The following is a 26,189-nucleotide window of genomic DNA, read 5'->3' as shown; positions in this document are numbered from 1 at the left end:
GCAGGCGGTGGCGGGCGCACGCCTGACGCACGCGGCCGTCCTGGCGTTGCTGCTGGGACTGCCGCTGGCGGGCGCCGCCCTGCCGCCCCGGGCCTCGCCGGCGACGGATCCGTCCGCGCCGGTGTCGCCCGCCGCCGTCCCGGACCTGGTCGATCCACTGGAACTGGCGCCCGACCTGCGGGCGCCCACCGCGCCCGAGCGCGGGCACATGGCCGCCGCCCGCGAGCGGGCGCGGGCCGAGGAGCGCGCGGGCACCGCATCGCTCGACCTGGTTCCGCTGCTGCGCGCGGCGCTCGCCGCCAGCGAGGCCAGCTACGGCCCGGAGCACGCGGCCAGCGCGTACTTCCTGTCGGCATGGGCCGACACCCTGTACAGCTTCGCCGGCGAGGAGGACGCGCTCCCGCTGCATCGCCGTGCGCTGGCGATCTACCGGGCGCGGCTGGGCGAGGCCCATCCGCGCACGCGCGGCAGCCAGTCCTCGCTGGCCAAGCGGCTGGTCGGGCAGGGCCGCTACGAGGAGGCCGAACCGCTGCTGCGCCGGCTGCTGGTGGTGGAGGCCGCCGCGCTGGGCGCGGACGCGTTCGAGAGCGCGGTCAGCCTCGGCATGCTGGCCGACATCCTCGGCCGCACCGGGCGCATGGACGAGGCCGCGGCCGCGCTCGAGCGGGCGTACGCGATCACCGCCAAGGCGGTCGGCGCCGACCACCTGATGGCGGTCAGCGCGCACGAGGCGTGGGTCGGGATGATCGCCCAGGCCGGCGATGCGGCCCGGGCCGAAACGCTGTACCGCCGCCACCTGGCCGAGCGTGAGGCGTCGCTGGGCCCGGACGACCGCATGGTGGCGCGCTCGGCGATGGCGCTGGCGCGGCTGCTGGAGGCCGAACGGCGCGAAGACGAAGCCGAGGCGCTGTACCAGCGGGTCCTCGGCATCTACCGCGAGGTTTCCGGCGAGGACGCGCGCGAGGCGGTCAGCGTCCGCTTCCGGCTGGCCCGGCTGATGGAAGGGCAAGGGCGCTACCCCGAGGCCGAGGCCGAGTACCGCAGGGTGCTCGCCGCGGACGAAGCCAACCACGTGGCCGGCTCGCCGACCATCGCCGGCAGCCTGGGCGCGCTGGCCGGCGTGCTGGAAACGCAGGGCCGCGAAGCCGAGGCCGAGCCGCTGCGGCGCCGTGCGCTGGAGATCCAGGCGGCGAACTACGGCGAGGACGACACCCGCACCCTCGATGCGGTCGGGCACCTCGCCTCCAACCTTCAGGCGCAGTCGCGCGACGCCGAAGGCGAGGCGCTGACCCGGCGCATCCTGGCCACGCGCGAGCGCACGCTGGGGCTGGAGCATGCCGACACCGCCCGGGCGCGCGAAGCGCTGGCGATCGCGCTGGAAAACCAGGGGCGCCAGGCCGAGGCCGAGCCGCTGTACCTGGACGCGCTGGCGACGATGGAGCGCGTGCAGGGACCCGGTTCGGCGGACACCCTCGCCATCGCCGCGGACCTCGCCGACATGTACGAGGCCTGGGGGCGGCTGGCGCGCGCCGAAGCGCTGTTCCGGCGCGTGTACGCGGGCCGGCTGCAGCTGCTGGGGGCGGGGCATCCGCAGGTCGGCGAATCCATGGCGCGGCTGGCCGGCGTGCTGGACGCGCAAGGCCGCCACGCGGAAGCCGAGCCGCTGTACCGGCAGGCCCTGGCGATCCGCGAGGCACGCCTGGGCCCTGACCACGTCGATACCGCCGCGGCGGTGCACGACCTGGCGCGGGTGCTGAACTCGCTGGGCCGCTACCCGGAGGCGGCGCGCCTGGACCGTCGCGCGCTGGCGATCCGCGAGCGGCGCCTGGGCGAAGACGACCCGGATACGATCGCCAGCCTCAACAACCTCGCCGGCGACCTCACCGAGGGCGCCCTGGACATGGAGGAGGGCGGCGCGTTCTACCGCCGCGCGCTGCAGGCCGGCGAACGGCGCTTCGGGGCCGATGCGCCGCAGACGGCGACCTACCTCGGCAACCTGGGCTGGTACCTCAACCTGGCCGGGCGTCCCGCCGAGGCCGAACCGTTCCTGCGCCGCTCGCTGGCGATCCGCGAGCGGCAGTGGGGACGCGATTCGCTGGACGCGGCCTACAGCCTGAAGAACCTCGGCACCTCGCTCGACCTCCAGCAGCGGCCGCTCGAGGCCGAGGCACTTTACCGCCGCGCGCTCGGCATCCGCGAGGCGGCGCTGGGGGCGGAGCATCCGCAGGTGGCCGAAGTGCGCGGCCTGCTCGCCGGCGCGCTGCACCGCCAGGGACGCCACGCCGACGCCGAGCACGAGGCCGGCCGCGCGGTCGCCATCGCCCGCGCGCAGCGCGAACGCGAAAGCGCCCGCGCCGACGCGGTCGCCAGCGCGCGCGCGTTCGGCGATGCGGTCGACCCGATGCAGCAGGCCTATCGCGGCTACCTGCCGATCGCGTGGGACGCGGCGCAGCGCCGGGTGGCCGAGGTGCCGCGGCTGCGCGACGCGGCGTTCACCGCGGCCCAGGACCTCGACGTCTCCGGCGCCGCGCGCGCGCTGGCGCAGGCGGCCGCGCGGATCGCCGATGGCGGGTGCGCCGGTGGCGCGGCCGCCGGCGACTGCCTGGCCACGCTGGCGCGGCGCCAGCAGGACCTGGCCGCGCACCTGCGCGAACTGGACCGGTTGCTGCTGGCCGCCACCGGCGAGGGCGACGCCACCGCCGCGTCCGGCCTGCGCCGGCAGATCGACGCCGCCGCCACCGACCTGCGCGCCACCGATGCGCGGCTGCGCAGCCGCTTCCCCGAGTACGCCACCCTGGTCTCGCCGCGGGCGCTGGAGGCCAGCCAGGTGCAGGCCCGCCTGCATCCGGGCGAGGCGCTGCTGCTGCTCGTCCCCGCCGGCGGCGACCTGTTCGCCTTCGGCATCGGCCGCAGCGGCATGGCCTGGCATCGGCTGGAAGGCGGCGCCGGGGCGGTGGCACGCCGGGTCGCGCGCTTGCGCTGCCAGGTCGACAGCGCCACCTGCGGCGAGGGCGGCAGTGCGGGAACGCGCGGGGTCGCCTCGGTGTTCGGCGCGTCGGTCGCGCAGGGCGGGCGTCCGTTCGATCGCACCGCGGCCTTCGAGCTGTATCGCGACCTGGTCGCCCCGGTGGAGACGGCGCTGGAGGGCGCGCGGCGCCTGTACGTGGTCGCCTCCGGACCGGTCGCCGCCCTGCCGCTGGGCGTGCTGGTCACCGGCGCACCGCCGGCGGGCGAGGACGATGCCGATCCCGGCGTGCTGGCGCGCACGCCCTGGCTGGCCGACCGCTACGCGCTGATCACCCTGCCGGCGGTGTCGAGCCTGCGGGCGCTGGGCGACGCCTCCGCGACCGCCGCCGCGCAGCCGTTCGTCGGCTTCGGCGATCCGGTCCTGGCCACGGCCACGGCATCGGCATCGCGTTCGGCCGATGCCGGCGCCGGACCGGCTCCGCGCTATTTCCGCAGCGCCGACGCCCGCGGCATGTCGCTGGCCGACCCGGACAGCCTGCGGCGGATGGCCTCGCTGCCGGGCACGCGGGTGGAACTGGAAGCGATGGTGCGCGAACTTGGCGCGGGCCCCGACCGCCTCGCCCTGGGCGAGGCCGCCACGGAAACCGCGGTCAAGGCCGATCCGCGGCTGCGCGAGGCGCGCGTGGTCGCCTTCGCCACGCACGGCCTGCTGCCGCGCGAGGTGGACGGCCTGGAACAGCCCGGGCTTGTGTTCACCCCGCCGGCGGTGGCCAGCGACGCCGACGACGGCGTGCTCGCCGCCTCCGAGGCGGCGATGCTGCAGTTGCGCGCGGAGTGGCTGATCCTGTCCGCCTGCAACACCGCGTCGGCCGATGGCGCGGGCGCCGCCGACAGCCTGTCGGGCCTGGCGCGCGCGTTCCTGTATGCCGGCGCGCAGGCGCTGCTGGTCAGCCACTGGCGGGTGCGCGACGACGTCACCGCCGCGCTGACGGTGCAGACGCTGCGCCAGTGGCGCGACGGCGACGGCGGTCGTGCCGCGGCCCTGCAGCAGGCGATGCGCGCGGTGCGCACCGGCACCACGCCGGCGGGCGACGCGGTCGCGGGCTGGAAGCCCGACTGGTCGCATCCGTCGGCCTGGGCGCCGTTCGTGGTCGTCTCGGCGGACGATCGCTGAGTGGCCGCCCGCCCGTTGCGGTGGTGCCTGTACGCGGCGCTCGTGCTGGCGCCGTGCGCGCCGGGGCCGGCCCGGGCGCAGGCCGCACCGTCATCGCCGGCGGCGGTCCCGGGGCCGTCCGGAACCCGCGGTGGCGCTGCGCCGGTGCTCGACTTCTCCAACCCCGGTGCCTATCCGCCGGCGATCCGCGCGTTCACCGACGTCGAGGCCGCCGCGCTGGCGCAGCGGATGGAGGCGTTCGCCGCAGCGGTCGACGCGGTCGACCTGGCGCAGGCGCATGACCTCGGCGACGCGCTGGTGGCGATGCTCGACGCCAGCTACGGGCCGGCCCATCCGTTGCGCGCGGAGGTCGCCGGCATCGTCGGCTGGGGCTATGTCCATGCCGGCGATCCGGTCGCCGCCATCGCGCTGCTCAAGCCGGCGGTGGAGGTGCTGGACCGGGCCCACGGCAGCTTCAATCCTCCCGCGCGGATGGCCGCCCGCGCGCTGCTGGCTGCGATGCTGCAGGCCGACGACCAGGCGGCGGCACGGGCGATGCTGGATTCCTGGCCGCTGGTCCGGTTGAGCGGCCACGGCGTGAACCGGCTCGACGGCGACAGCGACGTCGACTACGCGTCGGACCTCGAGGTCGCCGCCACCTACGCGCAGGCGTACGGCATGCCGGAATGGGCGCTGGAGATGCGCCGCGAGGTACTGGCCTCGCGCGAGGCGACGATGGGCGCGGAGAGCGTCGGCACCGCCCAGGCGCTGGACCTGCTGGCCGTTTCGCTGCTGCAGTACGGCCTGGCCGACGAGGCCGAGCCGCTGGCCAGCCGCAGCCTGGCGATCCGCGAGGCGCGCTACGGCGCGCAGTCGTACCCGGCGGCGGCGAGCCTGGCCACGCTCGGCCGCATACGCGCCGCGCGCGGCCGCACCGCCGAAGGCGAGTCGATGCTGCGCCGCGCCCTGCAGCTGCACCGCGAGCGGCTGGGCGACGCCAACCCGCTGTCGGAAGAGGTCTCCGCCGCGCTGGCGCGGATGCTGGTCGCGCAGGGCCGGCACCAGGAAGCCGTCGGGATATGGGGAACGCTGGTCGCCGCGCGCGCGCAACGCGGGGTCGCCGGGCCCAGGACCCTGGACATCCTGCTCGGACTGGCCGACAGCGCCGAGGCGCTCGGCGCATGCGAGGCGGTGGGCGGGCTGCTGGACCGGATGGCGTCCGACGCCGGCGATGCGATGTGGATCCCGGCCCTGACCGGGCTGCGCATCCACGAGGCCCATGCGCGGAACCTGTACTGCCGGGGCGACCACGCGCGGGCCGCGCGCGAGTACGAAACCGCCGCGTACGGCCTGCTGGGACTGTTCGACGCCAGCCATCCCGAGTTCGGCCTGATGCAGGCGCGCATGGCGCTGCTGGTGGGGCGCGACGACGCGACCCTCGACAAGGCCGAGTCCGCGGCCGGGAACGCGGTATTCGTCGCGAACGAACGGCGCCACCTGCTGCACGCGGGAGGCTCGGCCGCAGCGCGCGCGCTGGCGGGACGGGGCGGCGCCGACCCGATGGCGCTGGCCTACCAGGCGCAGCTGTACGTCAGCTGGCGCAGGCTGGTGGCGGGCAACCCAATGTTCGACCAGGGCTGGGCGGGCGAGCCGACGTTCGCCGGCACGTACCGCAACGAAGGTTTCGTCGCCGCGCAGGATTTCGACCATTCCGGCGCGGCGCGGGCCCTGGCGCAGACGGCCGCGCGCGCCGCCGCCGGCAGCGGCGCGCTGGCCGCGCAGGTGCGTCGCCAGCAGGACCTGGCCGGACAGGCCATCGCCCTGGACCGCCAGCTGGCCGAGGCCGTGGCTGCCGATCCCGCGGCCGCGGCCGGCCTGCGCGCGCGCTTCGCCGAGGTCATCGCCGAACTCGGCGCGGTGGACAAGGCGCTGGCCGCCGGGTTCCCGGAGTATGCGCAGATGGCCATGCCGCGGGCGCTGCCGGTGCGCGACGTGCAATCGAAACTGGCCGGCGACGAGGGCCTGCTGCTGCTCGTGCCGGTGGCCGCCGACGTGCACGTCTTCGCCGTGTCCGCGGCGGGCGTGGCCTGGCACCGGCTGGAAGGCCGGGCGGACGACGTCGCCAGGCAGGTCGGTGCGCTGCGCTGCCAGCTGGACCCGGCCACGTGCGGCGAGGCCGCGGCGGACGGGTCGCGCGGCGTGGCGTCGGTGTACGGCCAGGCCACCGCGCAGGGCGGGCGCGGCTTCGACCGCGGCATCGCCCACGCCCTGTACCGCGACCTGGTGGCGCCGGTGGAGGGCGTGCTCGTGGATACCGCGTGCCTGTTCGTCGTCGCGTCAGGCCCGCTGGGCGGGCTGCCGTTGGGCGTGCTGGTCACCGAGGCGCCGCAGGCGGGCGAGGACGACGCCAGCACGGACGTGCTGGCGCGCACCGCATGGCTGGCCGACCGCTATGCCATGGTGACCCTGCCGGCCGTCTCGTCGCTGCAGCCCGCCGTGCCTGCGGGGTCGGCCGCGGTGCCGGGCGGCGCGGCCACGACCTTCCTCGGGTTCGGTGCGCCGGTGCTGGCCGGGGGCGCCGGCGCGGTGCGGGGCGGCGGGCCGGTGTTCGCGGTGGCCGATGGCGACGGCCTCGGCCTGGCCGACCCGGCGACGATCCGCGCGCTGGCGCCGCTGCCGGGCACCCGGCGCGAGCTCGATGCGATGGCCGCGCTGTTCGGCGCAGGCGCGAACGTGGCGACCGGCGCCGGGGCGACCGAGGCCGCGTTCAAGCGCTCGCCGCGGGTGCGCGATGCGGCGGTGCTGGCCTTCGCCACCCACGGCCTGCTGCCGCGCGAGGTCCGCGGGCTCGACGAGCCCGGCCTGGTGTTCACGCCTCCGGCGCAGGCCAGCCGCGAGGACGATGGCGTGCTGACCGCGTCCGAGGTCGCCGGCCTGGAGCTGCGCGCGGACTGGCTGATCCTGTCGGCCTGCAACACCGCCGCGGCCGACGGCACGCCCGGCGCGGCCAGCCTGTCCGGCCTGGCGCGCGCATTCCTCTATGCCGGCGCGCAGTCGCTGCTGGCCAGCCACTGGCGGGTATCCGACGACGCCACCGCCGCGCTCACCGTGGAGACACTCTCGGCCTGGCGCGCCCCCGCGCAGCCGACGCGTTCGCGCGCCCTGCAGCAGGCGATGCGCACCGTCCGCAGCGGCCAGCGCGAGGACGGCACGCCGCTGCCGGGGTGGAAGCCGCAGTGGGCGCATCCGTCGGCGTGGGCGCCGTTCGTGCTGATCGCCGCCGGCGACCGTTGAGCGCGGCGGCCGGCGTCACTTCGCCGGCGCGATCTGCCAGTAGCCGCCGTCCTTGCTCCGCACCGGCTTGAGCGCATCCCGCTGGGTGGCCGGCAGGCGGTGGCGGACCATGTCGGCGATGTCGCGGATCACCGGGATCGACTCGACGAAGTAGGAGTGGGCCAGGATGCTGTCGTCCACGCCGCTGGCGTCGATCGTGTCCACGCCACGCACGACCACGATGCCCTGGCCGCCCGCGCCCGCGTCGCCGGCGCGCGGATAGCCATGCACTTCCTTGGACGCCTTCAGCGCCAGGTCCTGGCCGGACGCGTACAACGTGACGCGCTGGCCGGCCTGGACCAGCGCGGGCACCAGTTCTTCCCGGAACACTTCCGCGTCGATGTCCGGCGCGGCCAGGATGATCTCGCGGAAGCGGCCCTTCAGGTCGGGGCGTTCGAGCATCAGCGTGGCCAGGGCGCGGGTCAGGCCCCGGTTGCCCATGCTGTGCGCGACCAGGAACAGGTTGTCGGCGCCGGAGTTCTCGGCCACGTCGACCAGGAAGCGCTTGATGTGCGGCGTGGCCCACTCGATGTTGGATTCGTCGACGGTGTAGCCGGACAGGCTGGCCTGCGAGGGCCAGCTGAAGAAGATCGGCGCGCCGTCGAAGGACAGGTCGTAGGCCAGCTGCGCGGTGCGCCGCGCGGCGTCGGCGAAGGCCACGTTGTAGCCGTGCACGAACACGAACGCGTTCTTGCCCCTGGAGCCGCGGATGCGCGCCTGCAGGCCCTGCAGGAACTGCTCCTTCGGTTGCGGCACCGTGTCCAGCAGGACCACGTGCCTGCCCGGGTCCTCGCGGAACTCCAGGCGGAAGATCGAGGGCGCCTCGAGTTCGCCGGGCACGTGCCCGCGCGGGATGCTGACGAAGGCCTGGCCGTAGGCCATCGTCCCGCGCTTGCCTGTGTACTTGTCGGCCTGCGCGGCGGCCCGGAAATCGGCCGCCGGCGCGCGGTCGGTGGCGTAGAACACGCGCATCCGCGCGTAGTTCTTGTCCGGGTCGATGGCCGGGCGTGCGGGGATGCCCTTGGTCTCCAGCGAACCGGCATCGACCGTGGCGGGCGGCGGCGGTGCCGGAGGTGGCTGCGGCGCGGCCGCGGGCGCCGGGGCGGCCGGCGGGGGCGGCGCAGCGTCCGGCGCGGTGGCGCATCCGGCCAGCAGCAGGATCATGCAGGCGATTCCCAGCAGCTGGCGCACGGCCTTCCCCCTTGCGTGGCGACCGCCCGAATCTAAAGGCGGCGGCACAGCGGCGCAACCGCTCAGCCCTGCTCGCGCACCACCTCGAGCACGCCTTCGCCATAGCGGCCCAGCTTGCTGCCGCCGACCCCGCCGACCCGCGCGAGCTCCGAGATCGACGCCGGCCGCAGCTGGGCGATGTCGCGCAGGGTGCGGTCGTGGAAGATCACGTAGGCCGGCACGTTCTGCTCGCGCGCGATCTGCCCGCGCCACGCACGCAGCGCGTCGAACAGCGGCCGGTCGCCGGCATCCACGTGCAGCGTGCTCTCGCTGCGCCGCTCGCCCGCGCCGCCGCGGCCGGCCTTGCGCGCGGGTTCCTCGCGCAGGTGGACCTCGCGTTCGCCCCGCAGCACCGGCCGCGCGGCCGCGCCCAGGCGCAGGCTGCCATGGCCTTCGGCATCCACTTCCAGCAGGCCGGCCACGACCAGCTGGCGGAACACGCTGCGCCAGGCGTTGGCGTCGAGGTCGGCGCCGATGCCGTAGGTGGACTGTTCGTGGTGGCGGAACTGGCGGACCTTTTCGGTATCCGCGCCGCGCAGCACGTCGATCAGGTGCGCGGCGCCGAAGCGCTGGCCGGTGCGGTAGGCGCAGCTGAGCGCCTTGCGCGCGGCCTCGGTCGCGTCCCAGGTGCGCACCGGCTGCAGGCAGTTGTCGCAGTTGCCGCAGGGCTGCCCGGGCGCCGCATCGGCCGCGCCAGCCGGCACGTAGGTTTCGCCGAACGCGGCCAGCAGCGCCTGGCGCCGGCACATCGCCGACTCGCAGTAGCCGAGCAGCTGGTCGAGCTTGCGCCGCTCCAGCGCCTTGCGCTCCTCGCCGGCCTCGCCCTGCTCGATCATCTGCCGCAGCAGCACCACGTCGCCCAGCCCATAGCCCATCCAGGCCTCGGCCGGTTCGCCGTCGCGGCCGGCGCGGCCGGTTTCCTGGTAGTAGCCCTCGATCGACTTGGGCAGGTCCATGTGCGCGACGAAGCGCACGTCGGGCTTGTCGATGCCCATGCCGAAGGCGATCGTGGCGCACATCACGATGCCGTCCTCGCGCAGGAAGCGGCGCTGGTTCTGCGCGCGCACCTCCGCGGGCAGGCCGGCGTGGTAGGGCAGGGCGGCGATGCCGCGGCCGGCGAGGAACTCGGCGGTCTCCTCGACCTTGCGCCGCGACAGGCAGTAGACGATGCCCGACTCGCCGGCGTGGCCGGCGAGGAAGTCGACCAGCTGCCGGCGCGGGTTGTCCTTGTGCGCCACCGAGTAGCGGATGTTCGGCCGGTCGAACGAGCTGAGGAAGCACTCGGCGTCCTCCAGCGCCAGCCGCTCGACGATCTCGCGCCGGGTCGGCGGGTCGGCGGTGGCGGTCAGCGCGATCCGCGGCACCCCCGGCCAGCGCTCGTGCAGGATCGCCAGGTCGCGGTACTCGGGGCGGAAGTCGTGGCCCCACTGCGAGACGCAGTGCGCCTCGTCGATCGCGAACAGGGCGATCGCGCTGCGATCGAGCAGCGACAGGAAACGCTGCGTGAGCAGGCGCTCGGGCGCCACGTACAGCAGGTCCAGCCGGCCGTCGAGCAGGTCGCGTTCGACCTGGCGCGCCTGCTCGGCGTCCAGGGTCGAGTTGAGGTAGGCGGCGCGCACGCCGAGCTGGCGCAGCGCCTCGACCTGGTCCTGCATCAGTGCGATCAGCGGCGACACCACCAGCCCGGTGCCCTCGCGCAGCAGCGCCGGCACCTGGTAGCACAGCGACTTGCCGCCGCCGGTCGGCATCAGCACCAGCGCGTCGCCGCCGCCGGTGACGTGTTCGACGATGGCCTGCTGCTGGCCGCGGAACGCGTCGTAGCCGAACACCCGGCGCAGCACCGCCACCGCCCGGTCGTCGGAAGGGGTCGCCGGCGCGTCGCGCGTGGCCGTGTGCGTGTCATCCAGCATGCGCGAAGGATACCGGTCGCGCATGGCCGCCGTGCTGAACCAGCCGCGCGCGCGGGGCTGGGAAACCGGCGCGCGCCGGTGTAGGCCTCAGCCCCGCTCGAAGGCGAACAGCGCGCGCAGCGGATGCCGGCGCCGCTCGACCACCGCCCGCAGCAGGTCGGCGCCCAGTGCCGAATAGGTGATGCCGTTGCCGCCGTAGGCCATCGCGAACAGCACCCGCGGTCCCCACTGCGGGTGCGCGCCGAACCAGGGCAGGCCGTCGCGGGTCTCGGCGAAGGTGCCGCCCCAGGCGAAGGCCGGTCGCAGCGGCAGCTGCGGGAACATCTTCCGCGCCCGCTCCAGCAGCTTCGCCGCCTTGCCGGCCACCCGCGCGTCGCGGCGCGCGGGAATGTCCACCGCGTCGTCCTCGCCGCCCACCAGCAGGCGATGGTCCGGGGTCGTGCGCAGGTAGAGGTACGGGCGGGCCGTCTCCCACAGCAGGCTGTCGGCCAGCGCCGGCAGCGCGCCGGGCGGGAGCGGGTCGCTGACCAGCGCGTAGCTGCTGCGGTTGCGCGCCACCCGCCTGCGCAGCCAGCGCTGGCCTTCGTAGCCGCAGGCCAGGACCACGTGGCCGGCGCGCACCTGGAAGCCGGACGCGGTGCGCAGCAGCACGCGCCGGCTGGTGGCCTGCATCGCCTCCACCTCCTCGTGGTCGTGGACCACCGCGCCGCCGCGCTGCAGGCGCCGCAGCAGGGCCTGCGCCATCCGGTACGGGTCCACCTGCGCGGCCTGCCGGCTGAGGATCGCCGCCGGCGCGCTGAAGCCGTAGGCGTCCTCGATCGAGCGCGCGTCCCACCATTCGACGTCGATGCCATGCCGGGCGCGCGCCGCGAACTCCTCCCGCAGGTCGCGCACGTGCCGGCGCCGGCTCGCGTAGTACAGGCTGCGGCACGGCCGGAACGCCACGCCGGCGAGCGGCGCGGCGCGCTCGCGCAGCCAGCCGATCGCCTCGACGCAGGCCCGGTAGGCCAGCGCGGCCTGGTCCTCGCCATGGCGCCGGGCCAGGTCGACCAGGTGGGTGTCGATCTCGTACTGCAGCAGCGCGGTGCTCGCCGAGGTGCTGCCCCAGCCGATGTCGCGCTTCTCCAGCACCGCCACCGCATGGCCGTGCGCCGCGAGCTCGTCGGCGATCAGCGCGCCGGTGATGCCGCCGCCGACCACGGCCACGTCGCAGTCGATGTCGGAGGCGATGGGCGGAAGCGGCGCCGCCAGGCCGCCGCGGATCGCCCAGAACGGATAGCCGCTTTTGAGGTCCATGCCCGACAGTCAAACCGGCTGCGGCGCATGGAGCCGTGAAGGCCTATACCGGCGGCACCGCCGGCGCGCCGCGGCCGGCGTAGCGGAACGGCGGGGTCGCCATCACCATCTCGGCCAGCGAGTAGGCCAGTTCGCGTTCGGCCATCACCGTGCCGTCGGCGCCGTGCGCCAGCAGGTGGCGCACCTCCGCGTCGCTGTGCGCGCGCGCCAGCACCGGCAACGCCGGGTTGATCACCCGCAGCTTGGCGATCGCCTCGCCGGCTTCCAGCGGCTGCGGGATCGCCAGGATCGCGATGCTCGCCGTCTCCGGATGCGCCTCGGCCAGCACCCGGTCCGAGGCGGCGTTGCCGCGGATGCCGGGGAAACCGGCGGCGTGCGCGCGTTCGATGTGGTCCTTGTCGTTGTCGATCACCAGCACGTTGACCCCGCGCTCGCGCAGCACCCCGGCCAGCTCGCTGCCGACCCGGCCGAAGCCGACGACGATGGCGTGGTTGCCGGGGACCAGCGCCGGGCCGGGCGGGGGCTCCGGCGCCTCCGGCGTCGGCTCGCGCGCGGCCAGCCGCGCCTGGCGCCGGTCCAGCCATGCGAACAGCAGCGGGTTGGCGATGATCGACAGCAGCGCGCCGGCCAGCACCAGGTCGCGGCCGGTCGGCGGCAGGATCTGCAGGGCCACGCCGAGCCCGGCCAGGATGAAGGAGAACTCGCCGATCTGGGCCAGGCTGACCGAGATGGTCAGCGCGGTGGCGGGCGGATGGCGGAACGCGCGCACGATCCAGTACGCGATGACCGACTTGCCGAACACGATGATCGCCAGCGTGCACAGCACCTGCCAGGGGTGCTCGACCAGGATGCGCGGGTCGAACAGCATGCCCACCGAGACGAAGAACAGCACCGCGAACGCGTCGCGCAGCGGCAGCGAGTCGTTGGCCGCCTTGTGGCTGAGCTCCGATTCGTTGAGCAGCATGCCGGCGAAGAACGCGCCCAGCGCGAACGACACACCGAACAGGGTGGCCGAACCGAACGCCACGCCCAGCGCGATCGCCAGCACCGCCAGGGTGAACAGTTCGCGCGAGCCGGTGCCGGCGACCTTCTCCAGGGTCCACGGGATCACCCGCGGCCCGACCACCAGCATCACCGCGACGAACCCGCTGACCTTGAGCAGGGTCAGGCCGAGCGCGGCCAGGATCGCGCCGGCACCGAGGTCCTCCGGGCGCGCGCCGCCTTCGCCGAGCACCCCGCCCAGCGCGGGCAGCAGCACCAGCGCCAGCACCATCACCAGGTCTTCGACGATCAGCCAGCCGACGGCGATGCGCCCGCGCTTGGTGTCGAGCAGGCGGCGCTGCTCCATCGCCCGCAGCAGCACCACGGTGCTGGCCACCGACAGCGCCAGGCCGAACACCAGCCCGTGCAGCGGCGCCCAGCCCATCGCCCAGGCCAGGCCCATGCCGAGCAGCGTGGCCAGCGCGATCTGCGCCAGCGCGCCCGGGATGGCGATCCACTTCACTTCCAGCAGGTCGTCCAGCGAGAAGTGCAGCCCCACCCCGAACATCAGCAGCATCACGCCGATTTCCGACAGCTGGTTGGCGATTTCCTGGTCGGCGACGAAGCCGGGCGTGAATGGCCCGACGATCACGCCGGCGAGCAGGTAGCCGACCAGAGGCGACAGCCGCAGCTTGTTGGCGATCGCGCCGAGCACGAAGGCCAGGCCGAGGCCGACCGCGACGATGTCGATCAGGCTGGTGTCGTGGGGCATCGGAGGCGCGGCGCGAGGCGGATGCGCCCAGTGTCACCGACGCGGCGCGGTTTCGGCAAACCGCATCGCGCCGGTGAGGCCGGCGTGACGATGCCGGAGCGTCGACGCGGCGCCGCGTCGGGCGCCGCGCGGATGCCGCCTACCAGCGGTAGCCGGCGCGGGCGTAGACGAAGCCGCCGTTGAAGCCGAACGGCGAGGACGAGCTGTAGGGCAGCTGGCCCGAACTCGAGTTGGCGTACAGCACTTCGTCCGGGTAGGCGTTGAACACGTTGTCGCCGCCGACGGTGAATTCCCAGCGGTCCAGCGCGTAGCTGACCGCCAGGTCCAGCGTCCACTCCGGATCGAAGGTCTGGTCCTGCGCCGGCACCGTGTTGTGGCGCACGGTGAACTCGCCGTAGCGGGTGGCGGTGGCGTTGAACGACCAGTTGCCCAGGTTCCACACGCCGTTGAGGAAGAACTTGTCGTGCGGCGAGCCTTCCGTGATCCGGCCGATCTCGGCGCGTCCGAAGCGCACCGCGTTCGGGTCGATGGCGGCCAGCGACGGCGGGTTGGCCGCGATCCGGTCGATCTCGGTCTCGTTCCAGTTGTAGCCGGCGGTCAGCGCCAGGTCGCTGCCGTCCAGGTCCCACCGGTAGGTGCCGACGACGTCGACGCCGCGGGTCGTGGTGTCGATGGCGTTGGTGAAGTAGCGGCCGCCGGTGGCGCTGTAGCCCTGGGCGATGAGGTAGTTGGCGACCGGCGTGCTGACCAGGTTCTCCGACAGCACGATGCGGTCGTCGATCTCGATCCGGTAGGCGTCGATGGTCAGGTACAGCGCGTCGACCGGCTGCAGCACCAGGCCCAGGCTGTAGTTGTCCGATTCCTCCGCGCGCAGCGGTTCGGCGCCCAGCTCGACCGCCACCGGGTCGTCGACCCGGAAGGTGCGCACCGCGTACTGCACGCCGCTGATGAAGCTGCTGGAGGTGTACTGGTAGAACTGCTGCTGCAGCGACGGCGCGCGGAAGCCGTTGGACACCGTGCCGCGCAGGGCCACCTTGTCGGTGAAGGCGTAGCGCGCCGACAGCTTGCCCGACGCGGTGTCGCCGAAGTCGCTGAAGTCCTCGTAGCGGCCGGCCAGGCCCACGCTCAGCCGGTCGCTGAGGTCGGCCTCCAGGTCCACGTAGGCGGCCAGGCTGTTGCGGTCGAAGCGGCCGGCATCGCCCGGCGAGAAGCCGGGGAACACCTGCGCGCCGGGCCGCGGCGTGGTCTCGCCCGGCGCGACCACGCCGCCGTTCTGGTAGGAGGCCGGCTCGCCGGCGCTCTGCACGAACTCCTCGCCGCGCCACTCCGCGCCGAACGCCAGCGCGACCGGATACGCCAGGCCCCAGTCCAGGGTGCGGCTGAAGTCCGCGTTGAGCACGTGCTGGGTGCTGCGCAGCGATCCGGCGTCGAACTCGGTCGGCGTGGCGGTGCCCAGGCTGCGGTTGAGGCTGTTGCCCACCTCGAAGCCGAGGTCGTTGCTGCCGTAGTTGTAGCTGAAATCCACGTCCAGCCCGCCGGCGGTGAAGCCGCGGAAGCCGGCGACCACCGCGGTGTCCTCGGTGTCGTTGCGGATCTGCGGCAGGTAGCCGTCCGGGTAGATCGAGGGGATGTTGGTCGGCGCGGTGGCCGGGCGGAAGAAGCCGGTGGAGGTCACGTCGCGGCGGCTGTAGGTGCCGAACGAGTAGAACGTGATGCCGTCCTGCGGGCTGTACTCCCCGCTGAAGGCCAGGCCGCCCTGGTCCACGTCCGGATCGCCGAAGCGCTGGACCACGCGCCCGGCCGGCGGGTTGTTGCCGGTGCCGGGATTGGCGCCCAGGTACGGGCGCGCGCGGTCGGTCTGGTCCTGGTGGCCGGCCTGCGCGGCCAGGTGCAGCCAGCCGCCTTCGCCCAGGGCGAGGCCGCCGTCGCCGGAGACCTGGTACTGCGCGCCGTCGCCGGCGCTGTACTGGCCGTACTGCGCCTGCAGGCTGCCGCTGGTCTCGTTGCCCTTGAGCACGATGTTGACCACGCCGGCGATCGCGTCGGAGCCGTACTGCGCCGAGGCGCCGTCGCGCAGGACCTCGACCCGGGCGATCGACGCGATCGGGATGGCATTGAGGTCCACCGGTGCCGAGCCGCGGCCCTGGCTGCCGTTGACGTTGATCAGCGCGCCCTTGTGCCGGCGCTTGCCGTTGACCAGCACCAGGGTCTGGTCGGGCGACAGGCCGCGCAGCTGCGCCGGGCGCACCGCGTCGGTGCCGTCCACCAGCGCCGGGCGCGGGAAGTTCAGCGAGGGCACCGCGCGGGCCAGCGCGGTCGCCAGTTCGGTGGTGCCGGTGGCCTGCAGCGCCTGCGGGGTGATGACGTCGATCGGCGAGGTCGATTCGGCGACGGTGCGGTCGGCGACCCGGGTGCCGGTGACGATCACCGTATCCAGGGTGCTGGCGGCGCGGTCGTCGCCGGCGGTCGTCTCCTGGGCGAGTGCGGGTGCGGCGGGGGTGGCGAGGGCGGCCAGCAGGGCCAGGGCGAGGGGGGAACGGTGGCGGGTCATGCGGGGCTCCGGTGCGCGGCCGCCGGTGCGTGGGGGCATGCGGCCTGGAGGGACCGCAGCCCGGCAGGGGGGAGGGAGAGACTCGGAGCTGCCGGGCTGCGAAGACGCGTCAATTATTCGTTAACGGTAGAATGGCTGTCGCAGGAAGGCTGCTTATCACCTTATGCCTGCGCCTTATTTGGATCGGCCTCCCCATGATTTCCCTCAGAAATTTCGCCCTGCGCCGCGGCGAGCGGCTGCTGTTGTCCAACGTCGACCTGGCCCTGCATGCCGGCTACCGGGTGGGCGTGGTCGGCCGCAACGGCACCGGCAAGTCCAGCCTGTTCGCCGCGATCAAGGGCGAGCTGGAAGCCGACAAGGGCGACGTCGACCTGCCGGGCAAGGTGCGGATCGCCTCGGTCGCGCAGGAGACGCCGTCGTTGCCCGATCCCGCATTGGACTTCGTCCTCGGTGGCGACGAGGTGATCGCCGCGGTCATCCGCGAGGAAGCGGCCGCCAATGCGCGCGAAGACTGGGAGGCGGTGGCCGCCGCCCACCAGAAGCTGGCCGAGCTGAACGGTTACGACGCCGAAGCCCGCGCCGGCCGGCTGCTGCACGGCCTGGGCTTCCCGGCCGAGACCCACTCGCGCCCGGTGTCCTCGTTCTCCGGCGGCTGGCGCGTGCGCCTGAACCTGGCCCGCGCGCTGATGATGCCCTCGGACCTGCTGCTGCTCGACGAGCCGACCAACCACCTCGATCTCGACGCGGTCTACTGGCTGGAGCAGTGGCTGCTGAAGTACCCCGGCACGCTGCTGCTGATCTCGCACGACCGCGAGTTCCTGGACAACGTCGCCACCCACACCCTGCACCTCCATGGCGGCGGGGCGAAGCTGTACGTCGGCGGCTACACCGACTTCGAGCGCCAGCGCGCCGAGCAGCTGCGCCAGCAGCAGATCGCGCACGAGAAGGAACAGGCCGAGCGCGCCCACCTGCAGAGCTTCATCGACCGCTTCAAGGCCAAGGCCAGCAAGGCCGCGCAGGCGCAGAGCCGGATGAAGCGCCTGGCCAAGCTGGCCGGCACCGAGGCGGTTCGGGTGGAGCGCGAATTCCGCATCGAGTTCGCCCAGCCCAACCGCCTGCCGTTCTCGCTGATCCGCCTGAACCACGTCGAGGCCGGCTACGGCAGGGACTCGGTCATCCTCCATGACGTGGGCTTCGGCCTGGAGGCGGGCGACCGCATCGGCCTGCTCGGCCCCAACGGCGCCGGCAAGACCACGCTGGTGCGCACCCTGGTCGGCGACCTGCCGCCGGTGGCCGGCGAGCGCAGCGCGCACCCGGACCTGCGGATCGGCTACTTCGCCCAGCACACGGTCGAATCGCTGCACGAGGGCCAGTCGCCGATCGACCATTTCCGCGAGCTGTCGCCGGATTCGCCGACGCAGGCCTTCCGCGATTTCCTTGGCAAGTGGAACTTCCCCGGCGACCGCGCGTTCGAGGTCGTCGACGGCTTCTCCGGCGGCGAGCGCGCGCGCCTGGCACTGGCGCTGATCGCCTGGCAGCAGCCCAACGTGCTGCTGCTCGACGAACCGACCAACCACCTGGATCTCGAAATGCGCGAAGCGCTGGCCGAGGCGCTCAGCGACTTCGAGGGCGCGATCGTGATGGTCAGCCACGACCGCCACCTGATCGGCCTGGTCTGCGACACGTTCTGGCGCGTGGCCGACGGCGTGGTCGAGCCGTTCTCCGGCGACCTCGACGACTACGCCGCCTGGCTGCGCAGCCGGCCGGCGGCGCAGGGCACCAAGCAGCGCATGGCCGAGTCCGCGCCCGCGCCGGTGGCGCCACCGGTGGCGGCGACGCCCGCCGCGGGGAAGAAGCCGGTCAACCCGGTCAAGCTCGCCGCCGCCGAAAAGCGGGTGGCCGAACTCGAGGCGGAACTGGCCGAACTGGACCGGCAGATGGCCGATCCGGGGTTGTACAGCGACGCCGCCCGGGCCGCGAGCCTGGGCCAGGCGCGCGAGGCGCTGGCAGCGCAGCTCGAGCGGGCCGAACAGGACTGGTCGGCGCTGTACGACGACGCCTGACGGCCGCGGCGGCCAAACCGCGCATGCCCGGCGCGCAGCGTCGCGGTGTCCCACCCGGACGCGCCATCCATCCGCGTCCATCGTGCCGGCGCAGGGGCCGGCCCGTCGCCTGCGGCGGCACGGACGCCCGGTGCGGGTTGCCCCCGTTCGCGGCGCCCAACCCCGCGACGCCCGGTGGCGCGTTGAAGGCGATGCACGTGGCACGATGACGCGATCGGCGCAGGCCGGCAGCCGTGCGCAAGCCGGAACGCAGCGCGCACCGGCCGGGCGCAACGGGGAGCGAAGCGTGGTGCCCGCGTGCATGGACCGGTGTGCGTGGCGACCGCGCGTATCGCATTGCAGTTCGGACAGGGGGACGTGGCATGAAGGCGATCGGCCTGTTGTGGTGGGCAGTGGCGTGCGTGGCAGCGGTGCCTGCGTCGGCAGGGGCCGCGGTGATCGAGGCCGACGGGGACGTCCTCCTCTCGGCCGGGCAGGTGGAGTGGACGCTCGACGGTCCCTTCGCCCTGCGCCGGGTCGAACTGGTCCTGCGCAATCCGCATGACCGGCCCCTGGAAACCACCGTGAGCCTGCCGCTGGCGTCGAACGAACGCCTGCACGGCTACGCGCTGGACGTGGAGGGGCGGCTGCGCGACGCGGTACCGGTGGAACGGGTCAAGGCCCGGGCCGCATTCGAGGACACCGTGCGCCGGGAGGTCGATCCGGCGCTGGCGGAGAAGCAGGCCGGCAACCGGTATTCGATCCGGGTGTTCCCGGTACCCGCGCACGGCGAGCGCCGGCTGCGCATCGACATCGCCAGCCTGGCAGGCCGCGAGGGCTGCGGCTGGAAGCACGTCCTCGATCCGGCCGTGCCGCCGTCGCGTGCCGCCTCGCTGCTGGCGACGGCCACCGCGCCACCGGTGGCCGGCCAGGGCGGCGGGCTGCCGTGGACGCGCGGCGGCCACGGCGTGCAGGCGCGCTGGCAGGGCGCATCCGCCCCCCCGCGCCAGGTCTGCCTGCCGGCACCGGCGGGCGATGCCGCTTTCAGCGCCGCATTCGACGACGGCCTGCGCATGCACTGGCTGGAGGTACCGGCGCGCGCGCCGGCGACCCGGCAGGAGCGGGCGCTGCCGGCCCACGTGGAAGTGGTCTGGGACGCATCGCTGAGCATGCAGGACGTCGACCGGCGCGCCGAACTCGCGCTGCTGTCGCGCTACCTCGAAGGACGCCCGGTCGAGGTGACCGTCAGCGTCCTGCGCGAAGGGGTGCAGCGGCGCCGCGCCCGCGTCGCCACGCCGGCGCAGCTGGACGCGCTGCTCGCCTCGCTCGCGGGGGAGCGTGCCGACGGCGCCACCGCGCTGTCGGCCTGGCAGGCGGACCCGTCCGCCGGTGAGGTGCTGATGTTCAGCGATGCCGTCGCGACCCTGCCGGGTGAGGTGGCGACGGCCGGGGTGCCGGTGTTCGTGATCGGGCGCGCGATCGGCGACCCGGCGATGGCGCGCTGGCTGTCCCGTTCGGGCGGGCAGGTGCTGGACCTGGCCATGCTGTCGCCGGAGCAGGCGCTGGGCCGGCTGCGGCACGCGCCGGTGCTGCAGGCGCGACTCGGTCCGCTGGACGCCGGCTGGCACGCCGACCAGCTTTCGGTCGGCGGCGGCGTGCTGCGGGCGTGCCACGTGTCGGACGCATCGTCCGCGGTGCCCGGGCTGCCGCTGGAGCACGCGCAAGCCGATGGTGGTGCCGTGGTCCGCCGCCACCGTCCCGTCCCCTTGCGCGCCTCGGACCTGGCCGCGTTCTGGTGCGCGAGCTGGCAGGCCGAGGACTTGGAGGCGCAGCCGGGCCGGCACCGCGCGGCGCTGGCCGCGCTCGGCGAGCGTTTCGGCGTGGCCAACCGGCAGACCAGCCTGCTGGTGCTGGAGAGCGACGAGGAGTACGTGCGCCACGGCATCCTGCCGCCGCGCGCCGACGCCGGGCTGCACGGCCGCGTGCTGGCCCAGCGCCATCGGGAGGACGAGCGCCGCGCCGCCGCATGGGCCGCGAACCGCGAGGCGGTGCGCGCCGGCTGGCAGGCACGCAGCACATGGTGGAACACCGTCTTTCCCAAGGAGGATCCCCGTCCGCGCTGGGAACGCGAGCGCCGCGAGGCGGAGCGGGAGGCGCAGCGCGCAGCCGCGCGCGTGGCGCGCGAACGCCGGGAAGCGGGCGAGCCCGCCATGGCGATGGCGCCACCACCGGCGCCAGCGCCCGCCTCGGCCGAACTGGACAGCGTGGCCGTGACCGGCGCCCGCGCCACCGATGCGCCCGTGGAACTGGACGCGGCGCCCGCCATTGCCATGCACCTGCAGGCGGTCTCGATGGATGCGCCCTGGGTAGCGGGCCTGCGCGAGGCGCGCGATGCCGCGGCGCTCTACGCCCGCTATTTCGACCTGCGCGTGGAGCATGGCCGCAGCCCGGCGTTCCACTTCGACGTGGCCCAGCGGTTGTTCGAGTTGGGGGACACGGCCCTGGGCTGGCGCGTGCTGAGCAACCTGGTCGAGCTGATGCCGGAGGATCCGGCCAGCCTGCGCCTGGCCGCCTACCGCCTGCAGGACGCAGGCCTGGCGTCGCAGGCGCTGCCGCTGCTGCGCCGGATCCGGGAGCTGGCGCCGGAGCAGCCGCAGTCGTTCCGCGACCTGGCCCTGGCGCTGCAGGCGCCGGACACCTGCCAGGAGGCGCTGGGCCTGCTGGGCCACGTGGTCGACACGCCGTGGCCGGGGCGCTTCGCCGACATCGGCCTGGTCGCGCTGGCCGAGCACAACGACCTGCGCACGCGCTGCCCGGGCGGGAACGGCGGCGGCATGGCGGCCGAATTCCCGCAGCCGCTGCCGGTGGGCCTGCGGGTGACCCTGCGCTGGGACCTGGACGACACCGACATCGACCTGCACGTGACCGACCCCAACGGCGAAACGGTCTACTACTCGCATCCGCTCAGCTACCAGGGCGGGCGGATCTCGCGCGATTTCACCGCCGGGTTCGGGCCCGAGGAATTCGTCCTGCGCGACCCGAAGCCGGGTGCGTACAAGGTCGAGGTCAACTATTACGGCAGCCGGCTGGCCCGGCTCTCGCGCGGCGCCGGCATCAACGTCGCGCTGCAGACGGGCTTCGGTACCGCGGGCATGCGGCAGCAGTCGATCAGCCTGCGCCTGCTGGAACAGTCGGGCAAGGTTGCGGTGGGCGGGTTCACGGTCGGCCGCGACGGCGGGCTGGTCGTCGGCGGGTCCGGTCCCGCGGCTGCCTCGAAGTGACGCGCCGGCGCTTCGGCGTGTCCCGCGTGGCCGCCGCCGGATTGCTCCTCGCCGGCCTGGGTGGCGCGGGTGCCGCGACGGTCACCACGCCGGTGCCCACGCCGGTGCGGGTGGACCTGTGGCTCTCGCCGCCGCCCGTCGACGGCAACCTGCAGCGCTGCGCGGAGGAGGCCGGGGATGGATGGACCCGCGCACGCGCCGGCGCGCTGATGCGCAGGATGGGCGACGACGTCCGCGTGGAGGAGCTTGGTCCGCAAGCCGGGGCTGGCGTGGCCTGGACGCAGCGATGCTTCGAACTGCGCCAGGGCGGACGGGTGCTGGCGCGTGGCGCGGTGGTGCCCGCGGCATCGGCCCGCCACCTGCGTCCGCCGCTGTGGGTGCTGGTGTTCGAGCACCGCGCCCGCCGGCACCCGGACATGACCCTGGGATGCGGCTTCCCGGCACCGCCGGGCGGCCGGTTCGCAGGCTGCGGCCGCTGGCCACCGGAGGACGCGGCAGGCCCTGAGCTCCCGGCGCCGGACACCCGCGCGCGCGTGCGGCCACAGGCCATAAAATAGGGGCAGCGGGCGCGCCGCCCGCGATGCATCCGACCCATCATCCCGAACCCGCCATGCCGATCTACGCTTTCCAGTGCGCCGAGTGCGGCCACAGCTTCGACCGCCTCCAGAAGATCTCCGATGCCGACCCCGACACCTGCCCCTCGTGCGGTGCCAGCGGGAGCGTGCGCCGCCAGCTGACCGCACCGTCGTTCCGCCTCGCCGGCAGCGGCTGGTACGAGACCGACTTCAAGAAGGATGGCGACCGCAAGCGCAACCTCGTCGACGGCGGCGAAGGCGCGGCGAAGCCGGCCGCGGCCGCAGCCGCGCCAGCGACGCCGGCACCGAAGGCCGACAGCGCCGCGCCGGCGCCGAAGCCGGCCGCGCCCGCCAGCAAGGACTGACCGCCCGACGCTTGTCCCCCGGCGTCGGGCACGGGTACGGTGGACCCATGAACGCATTCCGACCCTTGCCGCTGGCGCTGCTGCTCGGCGCATGCTCGATGGACGCCGCACCGCCGCCGGCGGCGAAGCCGGCCCACGCCGACCCGGTGTCGGCCGACGCCTTCCTCGCTGCGATCGCCGCGCACTGCGGCCAGGCCTATGCCGGTCGCATCGTCGCCGATCGCCAGGCCGCGTCGGCGCCCGCCACGTCGGCCCCCGACCCCTTCGAGGGCAAGGCCCTGGTGATGCACGTCCGCGGCTGCGACGAGCCGGCCCGCGAGCTGCGGATCCCGTTCCATGTCGGCGATGACCGTTCGCGGACCTGGGTGCTGGCCCGCACTGCGGGCGGTCTGCGCCTCAAGCACGACCACCGCCACGCCGATGGCAGCCCCGACCCGGTGACCATGTACGGGGGCGACACGGCCTCCGCCGGCAGCGCGCAGCGGCAGGCCTTCCCGGCAGACGCGGAGTCGGTGGCGATGTTCCGGCGCGAAGGCCTCACCGGGTCGATCGCCAATACCTGGGCGATGGAAATCGAGCCGGGCACGCGCTTCCTTTACGAGCTGTCGCGGCCGGACGGGCGCCTGTTCCAGGTCGAGTTCGACCTCGCCACGCCGGTTCCGGTGCCGCCGGCGCCGTGGGGCACCGGCGGCTGAGCGCCGGGCGCGCGGTCAGCGCGCCCCGAAACGCGCACGGCAGCCGCGGTCGACCCACACCGCGTTGCCGTCCCAGCCCCAGTTGTCGCCTTCGCGGCAGCGGGTGCTGGAGAGGTTTTCGATCACCACCGGGCGCCCTTGGCGCCGGTCCCAGGCGCAGCTGCGCCGGCGGTTGTTGTCGCTGGCGCAGGTTACCGAATAGCCGGGGTTGGAGCCGCCCCAGCCGCCGCCGCCGCGACGCTCGCTGAACTCGGCGCGGCAACCGTTGCTGACCCAGACCGAGCCGCCGCGCTGGCCCCAGGTGCGGCCTTCGACGCAGGCGCTGCCGGACAGCTGGCGCACCAGCACCGCCTGGCCGCGGAAGCCGGTGGGGCAGGTCCGCTCGCGGTTGTTCTGGCTTTCGCAGCGGATGGTCTGGCCGCTGCCAGCCCAGCCGCCGCGGCCTTCGGTGAAGCGCCCCCGGCAGCCCTGGTCGACCCACATCACGCCGTTGCCGCCGCCGAAGTTCACGCCCTCCACGCAGCGCGTGCCGGAAATGTTCTCCACCAGCGCCGGGCGGCCGTTGAACGGGGTGCGGCACTCGCGGCGGCGGCGGTCGGTGCTGGAGCAGATCAGGGTCTGGCCGCTCCAGTTGGAGCCGTTCCAGCCCGGCCGCAGTCCGCTGCTGGCGCTGCCGCCGCGCAGCGAGGTGGCGATGTCCTGCTGGATGCGGTTGAAGCCCCAGCCAGAGTCGATCTGGTCCAGGTAGAACTCCAGCTGGTCGTCGGGGATCTGCCGGCCCCGGGACTGGTCGGCGTACTCGCGCTCGATCACCCGCACCTGGTCGGGCAGCGACAGCCGGCGCAGGTCTTCCGGGGCGTAGGCGCGGGTCGAGTACTGGGCCTGCGCGGGCAGGGGCAGGGCCATGGCGGTGACGGCCAGGCCCACGGCGAAACAGGCGGCGGACAGGGTGCGGAGCATGGGGTTTCCTCCTTGGAAGCCGCTGCGTGACCGCGGCGGGTCGATTGCGATGTACCCGTATCCGGCTTAATGCCGGCCGACCGTTTCCGGGCGGGCCCGGCCGGGCAGGGGCTGGCGGACAGGTTTGCCGGGCGCGGGCGGGGGCCTCAAAATATCGCGTTCCCCGGCGCCTCCGGCGCCCGGACCCCCTCGGAGCCTTCATGCGTACCCACTTCTGCGGCCTGGTCGACGAGACCCTGATCGGCCAGACCCTCACCCTCGCCGGCTGGACCGACGTGGCCCGCAACCTCGGTGGCGTGTGCTTCATCGACCTGCGCGACCACGAGGGCATCGTCCAGGTCACGGTGGAACCGGACAACGCGGACGTGTTCGCGGTCGCCGCTTCGCTGGGCTACGAGGACGTGATCCAGGTCGAGGGCGTGGTCCGTGCGCGCCATGCGGTCAACGACAAGATCCGCACCGGCAAGGTCGAAGTGATCGCCACGAAGATCACGATCCTCAACAAGGCCGCGCCGCTGCCGTTCCACGCCCACGAAAACCCGGGCGAGGAAACCCGCCTGAAGTACCGCTACCTCGACCTGCGCCGTCCGGAGATGCAGCGCATGCAGCGCACCCGCATCAGGCTGGTGCAGGCGCTGCGCCGGCACCTGGACCGCGACGGCTTCCAGGACATCGAAACGCCGATCCTGACCAAGGCCACGCCCGAGGGCGCGCGCGACTTCCTGGTCCCGGCGCGCATGCACCCGGGCGAGTTCTACGCGCTGCCGCAGAGCCCGCAGCTGTTCAAGCAGATCCTGATGGTGGCGGGCTTCGACCGCTACTACCAGATCGCGCGCTGCTTCCGCGACGAGGCGCTGCGCGCCGACCGCCAGCTCGAGTTCACCCAGCTGGACATGGAGTTCGCCTTCGTCCGCGAGCGCGACGTGCAGGACTACGTCGAAGGCATGGTCCGCGCGATCTTCAAGGAAGTCGTCGACGTCGACCTGGATGCGCAGTTCCCGCGCATGACCTGGGCCGAGGCGATGCGCCGCTACGGCTCGGACAAGCCCGACCTGCGCATCGACCTGGAACTGGTCGACGTGGCCGCGCTGGTCAAGGACAGCCAGTTCGCCGTGTTCACCGGCCCGGCCAACGACCCGGACGGCCGCGTCGCCGCGCTGCGCATCCCCGGCGGTGCGTCGCTGTCGCGCAAGCAGGTCGACGAGTACGCGGCGCACGCGGCCAAGTACGGCAGCAAGGGCCTGGCCTACATCAAGATCGACGAGGCCGGCGCGGTCTCCTCGCCGATCCAGAAGTTTTTCAGCGAAGAACAGTTCGCGGCGCTGGTGGCCCACGTCGGCGCCGGCAACGGCGACATCGTGTTCTTCGGTGCCGGTGCGTACAACAAGGTGTCCGACTTCATGGGCGCGGTGCGCCTGAAGGCCGGCAAGGACTTCGGCCTGGTCGCCGACGGCTGGCGCCCGCTGTGGGTCACCGACTTCCCCATGTTCGAGTGGGACGAGGAGGCGCAGCGCTACGTGGCCCTGCACCATCCGTTCACCGCGCCGGCGGTGGACGACATCGCCGACCTGCGCGCGCACGCGAAGACCGCGGTGTCGCGCGGCTACGACATGGTCCTCAACGGCAACGAGATCGGCGGCGGTTCGATCCGCATCCACCGCCCGGAGATGCAGAGCGCGGTGTTCGAGCTGCTCGGCATCGGCGCCGAAGAGGCCGAGGCCAAGTTCGGCTTCCTGCTCGATGCGCTCAAGTACGGCGCGCCCCCGCACGGCGGCATCGCCTTCGGCATCGACCGCATCGCCGCGCTGATGGCCGGCACCGAGTCGATCCGCGACGTGATCCCGTTCCCGAAGACCACCAGCGCGCAGTGCCTGATGACCGGTGCGCCGTCGCCGATCCCGGACGAGCAATTGGCCGAGGTCCACGTGATGGTGCGTCCGCAGCCGGCCAAGGCCTGAGGCGCCGCCGGCGCCATCGCCGCGGCGATGGCGCTGCCGCGCTTCCGCCGCGCGGGGTCGTGAAACCGCTTGCCTTGCCTCCACCACCCTGCGGCTGCCGCCGCACCCCCTTGATCCAAG

General features: G+C 73.9%; 14 protein-coding genes. 8 read left to right on the top strand and 6 right to left on the bottom strand.

Annotation, left to right across the window (positions count from 1 at the left end):
• Positions 1–7 precede the first annotated feature (7 nt).
• Positions 8–4,141, top strand: a complete 4,134-nt coding sequence (locus ACA089_RS08640) for a tetratricopeptide repeat protein (protein WP_372015747.1) — start codon at positions 8–10, stop codon at positions 4,139–4,141.
• 144 nt (positions 4,142–4,285) lie between these two features.
• Positions 4,286–7,414 carry a CHAT domain-containing tetratricopeptide repeat protein gene (locus tag ACA089_RS08635; protein ID WP_372015745.1) on the top strand — a complete coding sequence of 1,043 codons (3,129 nt, stop codon included), beginning with the start codon at positions 4,286–4,288 and terminating at the stop codon, positions 7,412–7,414.
• Positions 7,415–7,429: 15 nt separating this feature from the next.
• Here the strand turns inward: ACA089_RS08635 and ACA089_RS08630 are convergent, their stop codons facing one another.
• The 5 genes from ACA089_RS08630 to ACA089_RS08610 all read right to left on the bottom strand — a co-directional run bounded on the left by ACA089_RS08630 (position 7,430) and on the right by ACA089_RS08610 (position 16,193).
• Positions 7,430–8,644: an alpha/beta hydrolase gene (locus ACA089_RS08630; protein ID WP_372015742.1), complete on the bottom strand. Its 1,215-nt coding sequence runs from the start codon at positions 8,642–8,644 to the stop codon at positions 7,430–7,432.
• A gap of 62 nt (positions 8,645–8,706) precedes the next feature.
• Entirely contained in the window at positions 8,707–10,593 is a 1,887-nt protein-coding gene (recQ, locus tag ACA089_RS08625; RefSeq protein WP_372015739.1) for a DNA helicase RecQ, read from the bottom strand.
• Between the two features lie 87 nt (positions 10,594–10,680).
• Positions 10,681–11,889 (bottom strand): NAD(P)/FAD-dependent oxidoreductase, encoded by a 1,209-nt coding sequence (locus tag ACA089_RS08620; protein WP_372015737.1) that lies wholly within the window; start codon positions 11,887–11,889, stop codon positions 10,681–10,683.
• A 43-nt stretch (positions 11,890–11,932) separates the two neighbouring features.
• Positions 11,933–13,642 (bottom strand): YbaL family putative K(+) efflux transporter, encoded by a 1,710-nt coding sequence (gene ybaL, locus ACA089_RS08615; protein WP_372015735.1) that lies wholly within the window; start codon positions 13,640–13,642, stop codon positions 11,933–11,935.
• A 139-nt stretch (positions 13,643–13,781) separates the two neighbouring features.
• Positions 13,782–16,193: a TonB-dependent receptor plug domain-containing protein gene (locus ACA089_RS08610; RefSeq protein ID WP_372015732.1), complete on the bottom strand. Its 2,412-nt coding sequence runs from the start codon at positions 16,191–16,193 to the stop codon at positions 13,782–13,784.
• 194 nt (positions 16,194–16,387) lie between these two features.
• Here ACA089_RS08610 and ACA089_RS08605 point away from each other — a divergent pair, with 194 nt between their 5' ends.
• From ACA089_RS08605 to ACA089_RS08585, 5 genes are all read left to right on the top strand, one after another.
• Positions 16,388–18,256, top strand: coding sequence for an ABC-F family ATP-binding cassette domain-containing protein (locus ACA089_RS08605; RefSeq protein ID WP_372015730.1), 1,869 nt, complete (start codon positions 16,388–16,390; stop codon positions 18,254–18,256).
• Between the two features lie 362 nt (positions 18,257–18,618).
• Positions 18,619–21,516 (top strand): VIT domain-containing protein, encoded by a 2,898-nt coding sequence (locus ACA089_RS08600; RefSeq protein ID WP_372015727.1) that lies wholly within the window; start codon positions 18,619–18,621, stop codon positions 21,514–21,516.
• 17 nt (positions 21,517–21,533) lie between these two features.
• On the top strand, positions 21,534–22,073 hold the full coding sequence (locus ACA089_RS08595; protein ID WP_372015724.1) for a hypothetical protein: 540 nt from the start codon (positions 21,534–21,536) through the stop codon (positions 22,071–22,073).
• 53 nt (positions 22,074–22,126) lie between these two features.
• Positions 22,127–22,456, top strand: a complete 330-nt coding sequence (locus tag ACA089_RS08590) for an FmdB family zinc ribbon protein (RefSeq protein ID WP_372015721.1) — start codon at positions 22,127–22,129, stop codon at positions 22,454–22,456.
• 98 nt (positions 22,457–22,554) lie between these two features.
• Positions 22,555–23,151, top strand: a complete 597-nt coding sequence (locus ACA089_RS08585) for a hypothetical protein (RefSeq protein WP_372017718.1) — start codon at positions 22,555–22,557, stop codon at positions 23,149–23,151.
• Positions 23,152–23,166: 15 nt separating this feature from the next.
• On the opposite strand, the gene ACA089_RS08580 is transcribed toward ACA089_RS08585, so the two are convergent.
• Complete coding sequence (locus tag ACA089_RS08580; protein ID WP_372017716.1) at positions 23,167–23,835, bottom strand: DUF3011 domain-containing protein; 669 nt, start codon at positions 23,833–23,835, stop codon at positions 23,167–23,169.
• A 476-nt stretch (positions 23,836–24,311) separates the two neighbouring features.
• Between ACA089_RS08580 and aspS the strand changes: the two genes are divergently transcribed.
• Positions 24,312–26,069, top strand: a complete 1,758-nt coding sequence (aspS, locus tag ACA089_RS08575; RefSeq protein WP_372015719.1) for an aspartate--tRNA ligase — start codon at positions 24,312–24,314, stop codon at positions 26,067–26,069.
• Positions 26,070–26,189: the final 120 nt, after the last annotated feature.

The sequence above is a fragment of the Pseudoxanthomonas fibrivorans genome (assembly GCF_041464125.1).
Taxonomy (GTDB): domain Bacteria; phylum Pseudomonadota; class Gammaproteobacteria; order Xanthomonadales; family Xanthomonadaceae; genus Pseudoxanthomonas.
This window is presented reverse-complemented; position numbering and strand designations above follow the sequence as displayed.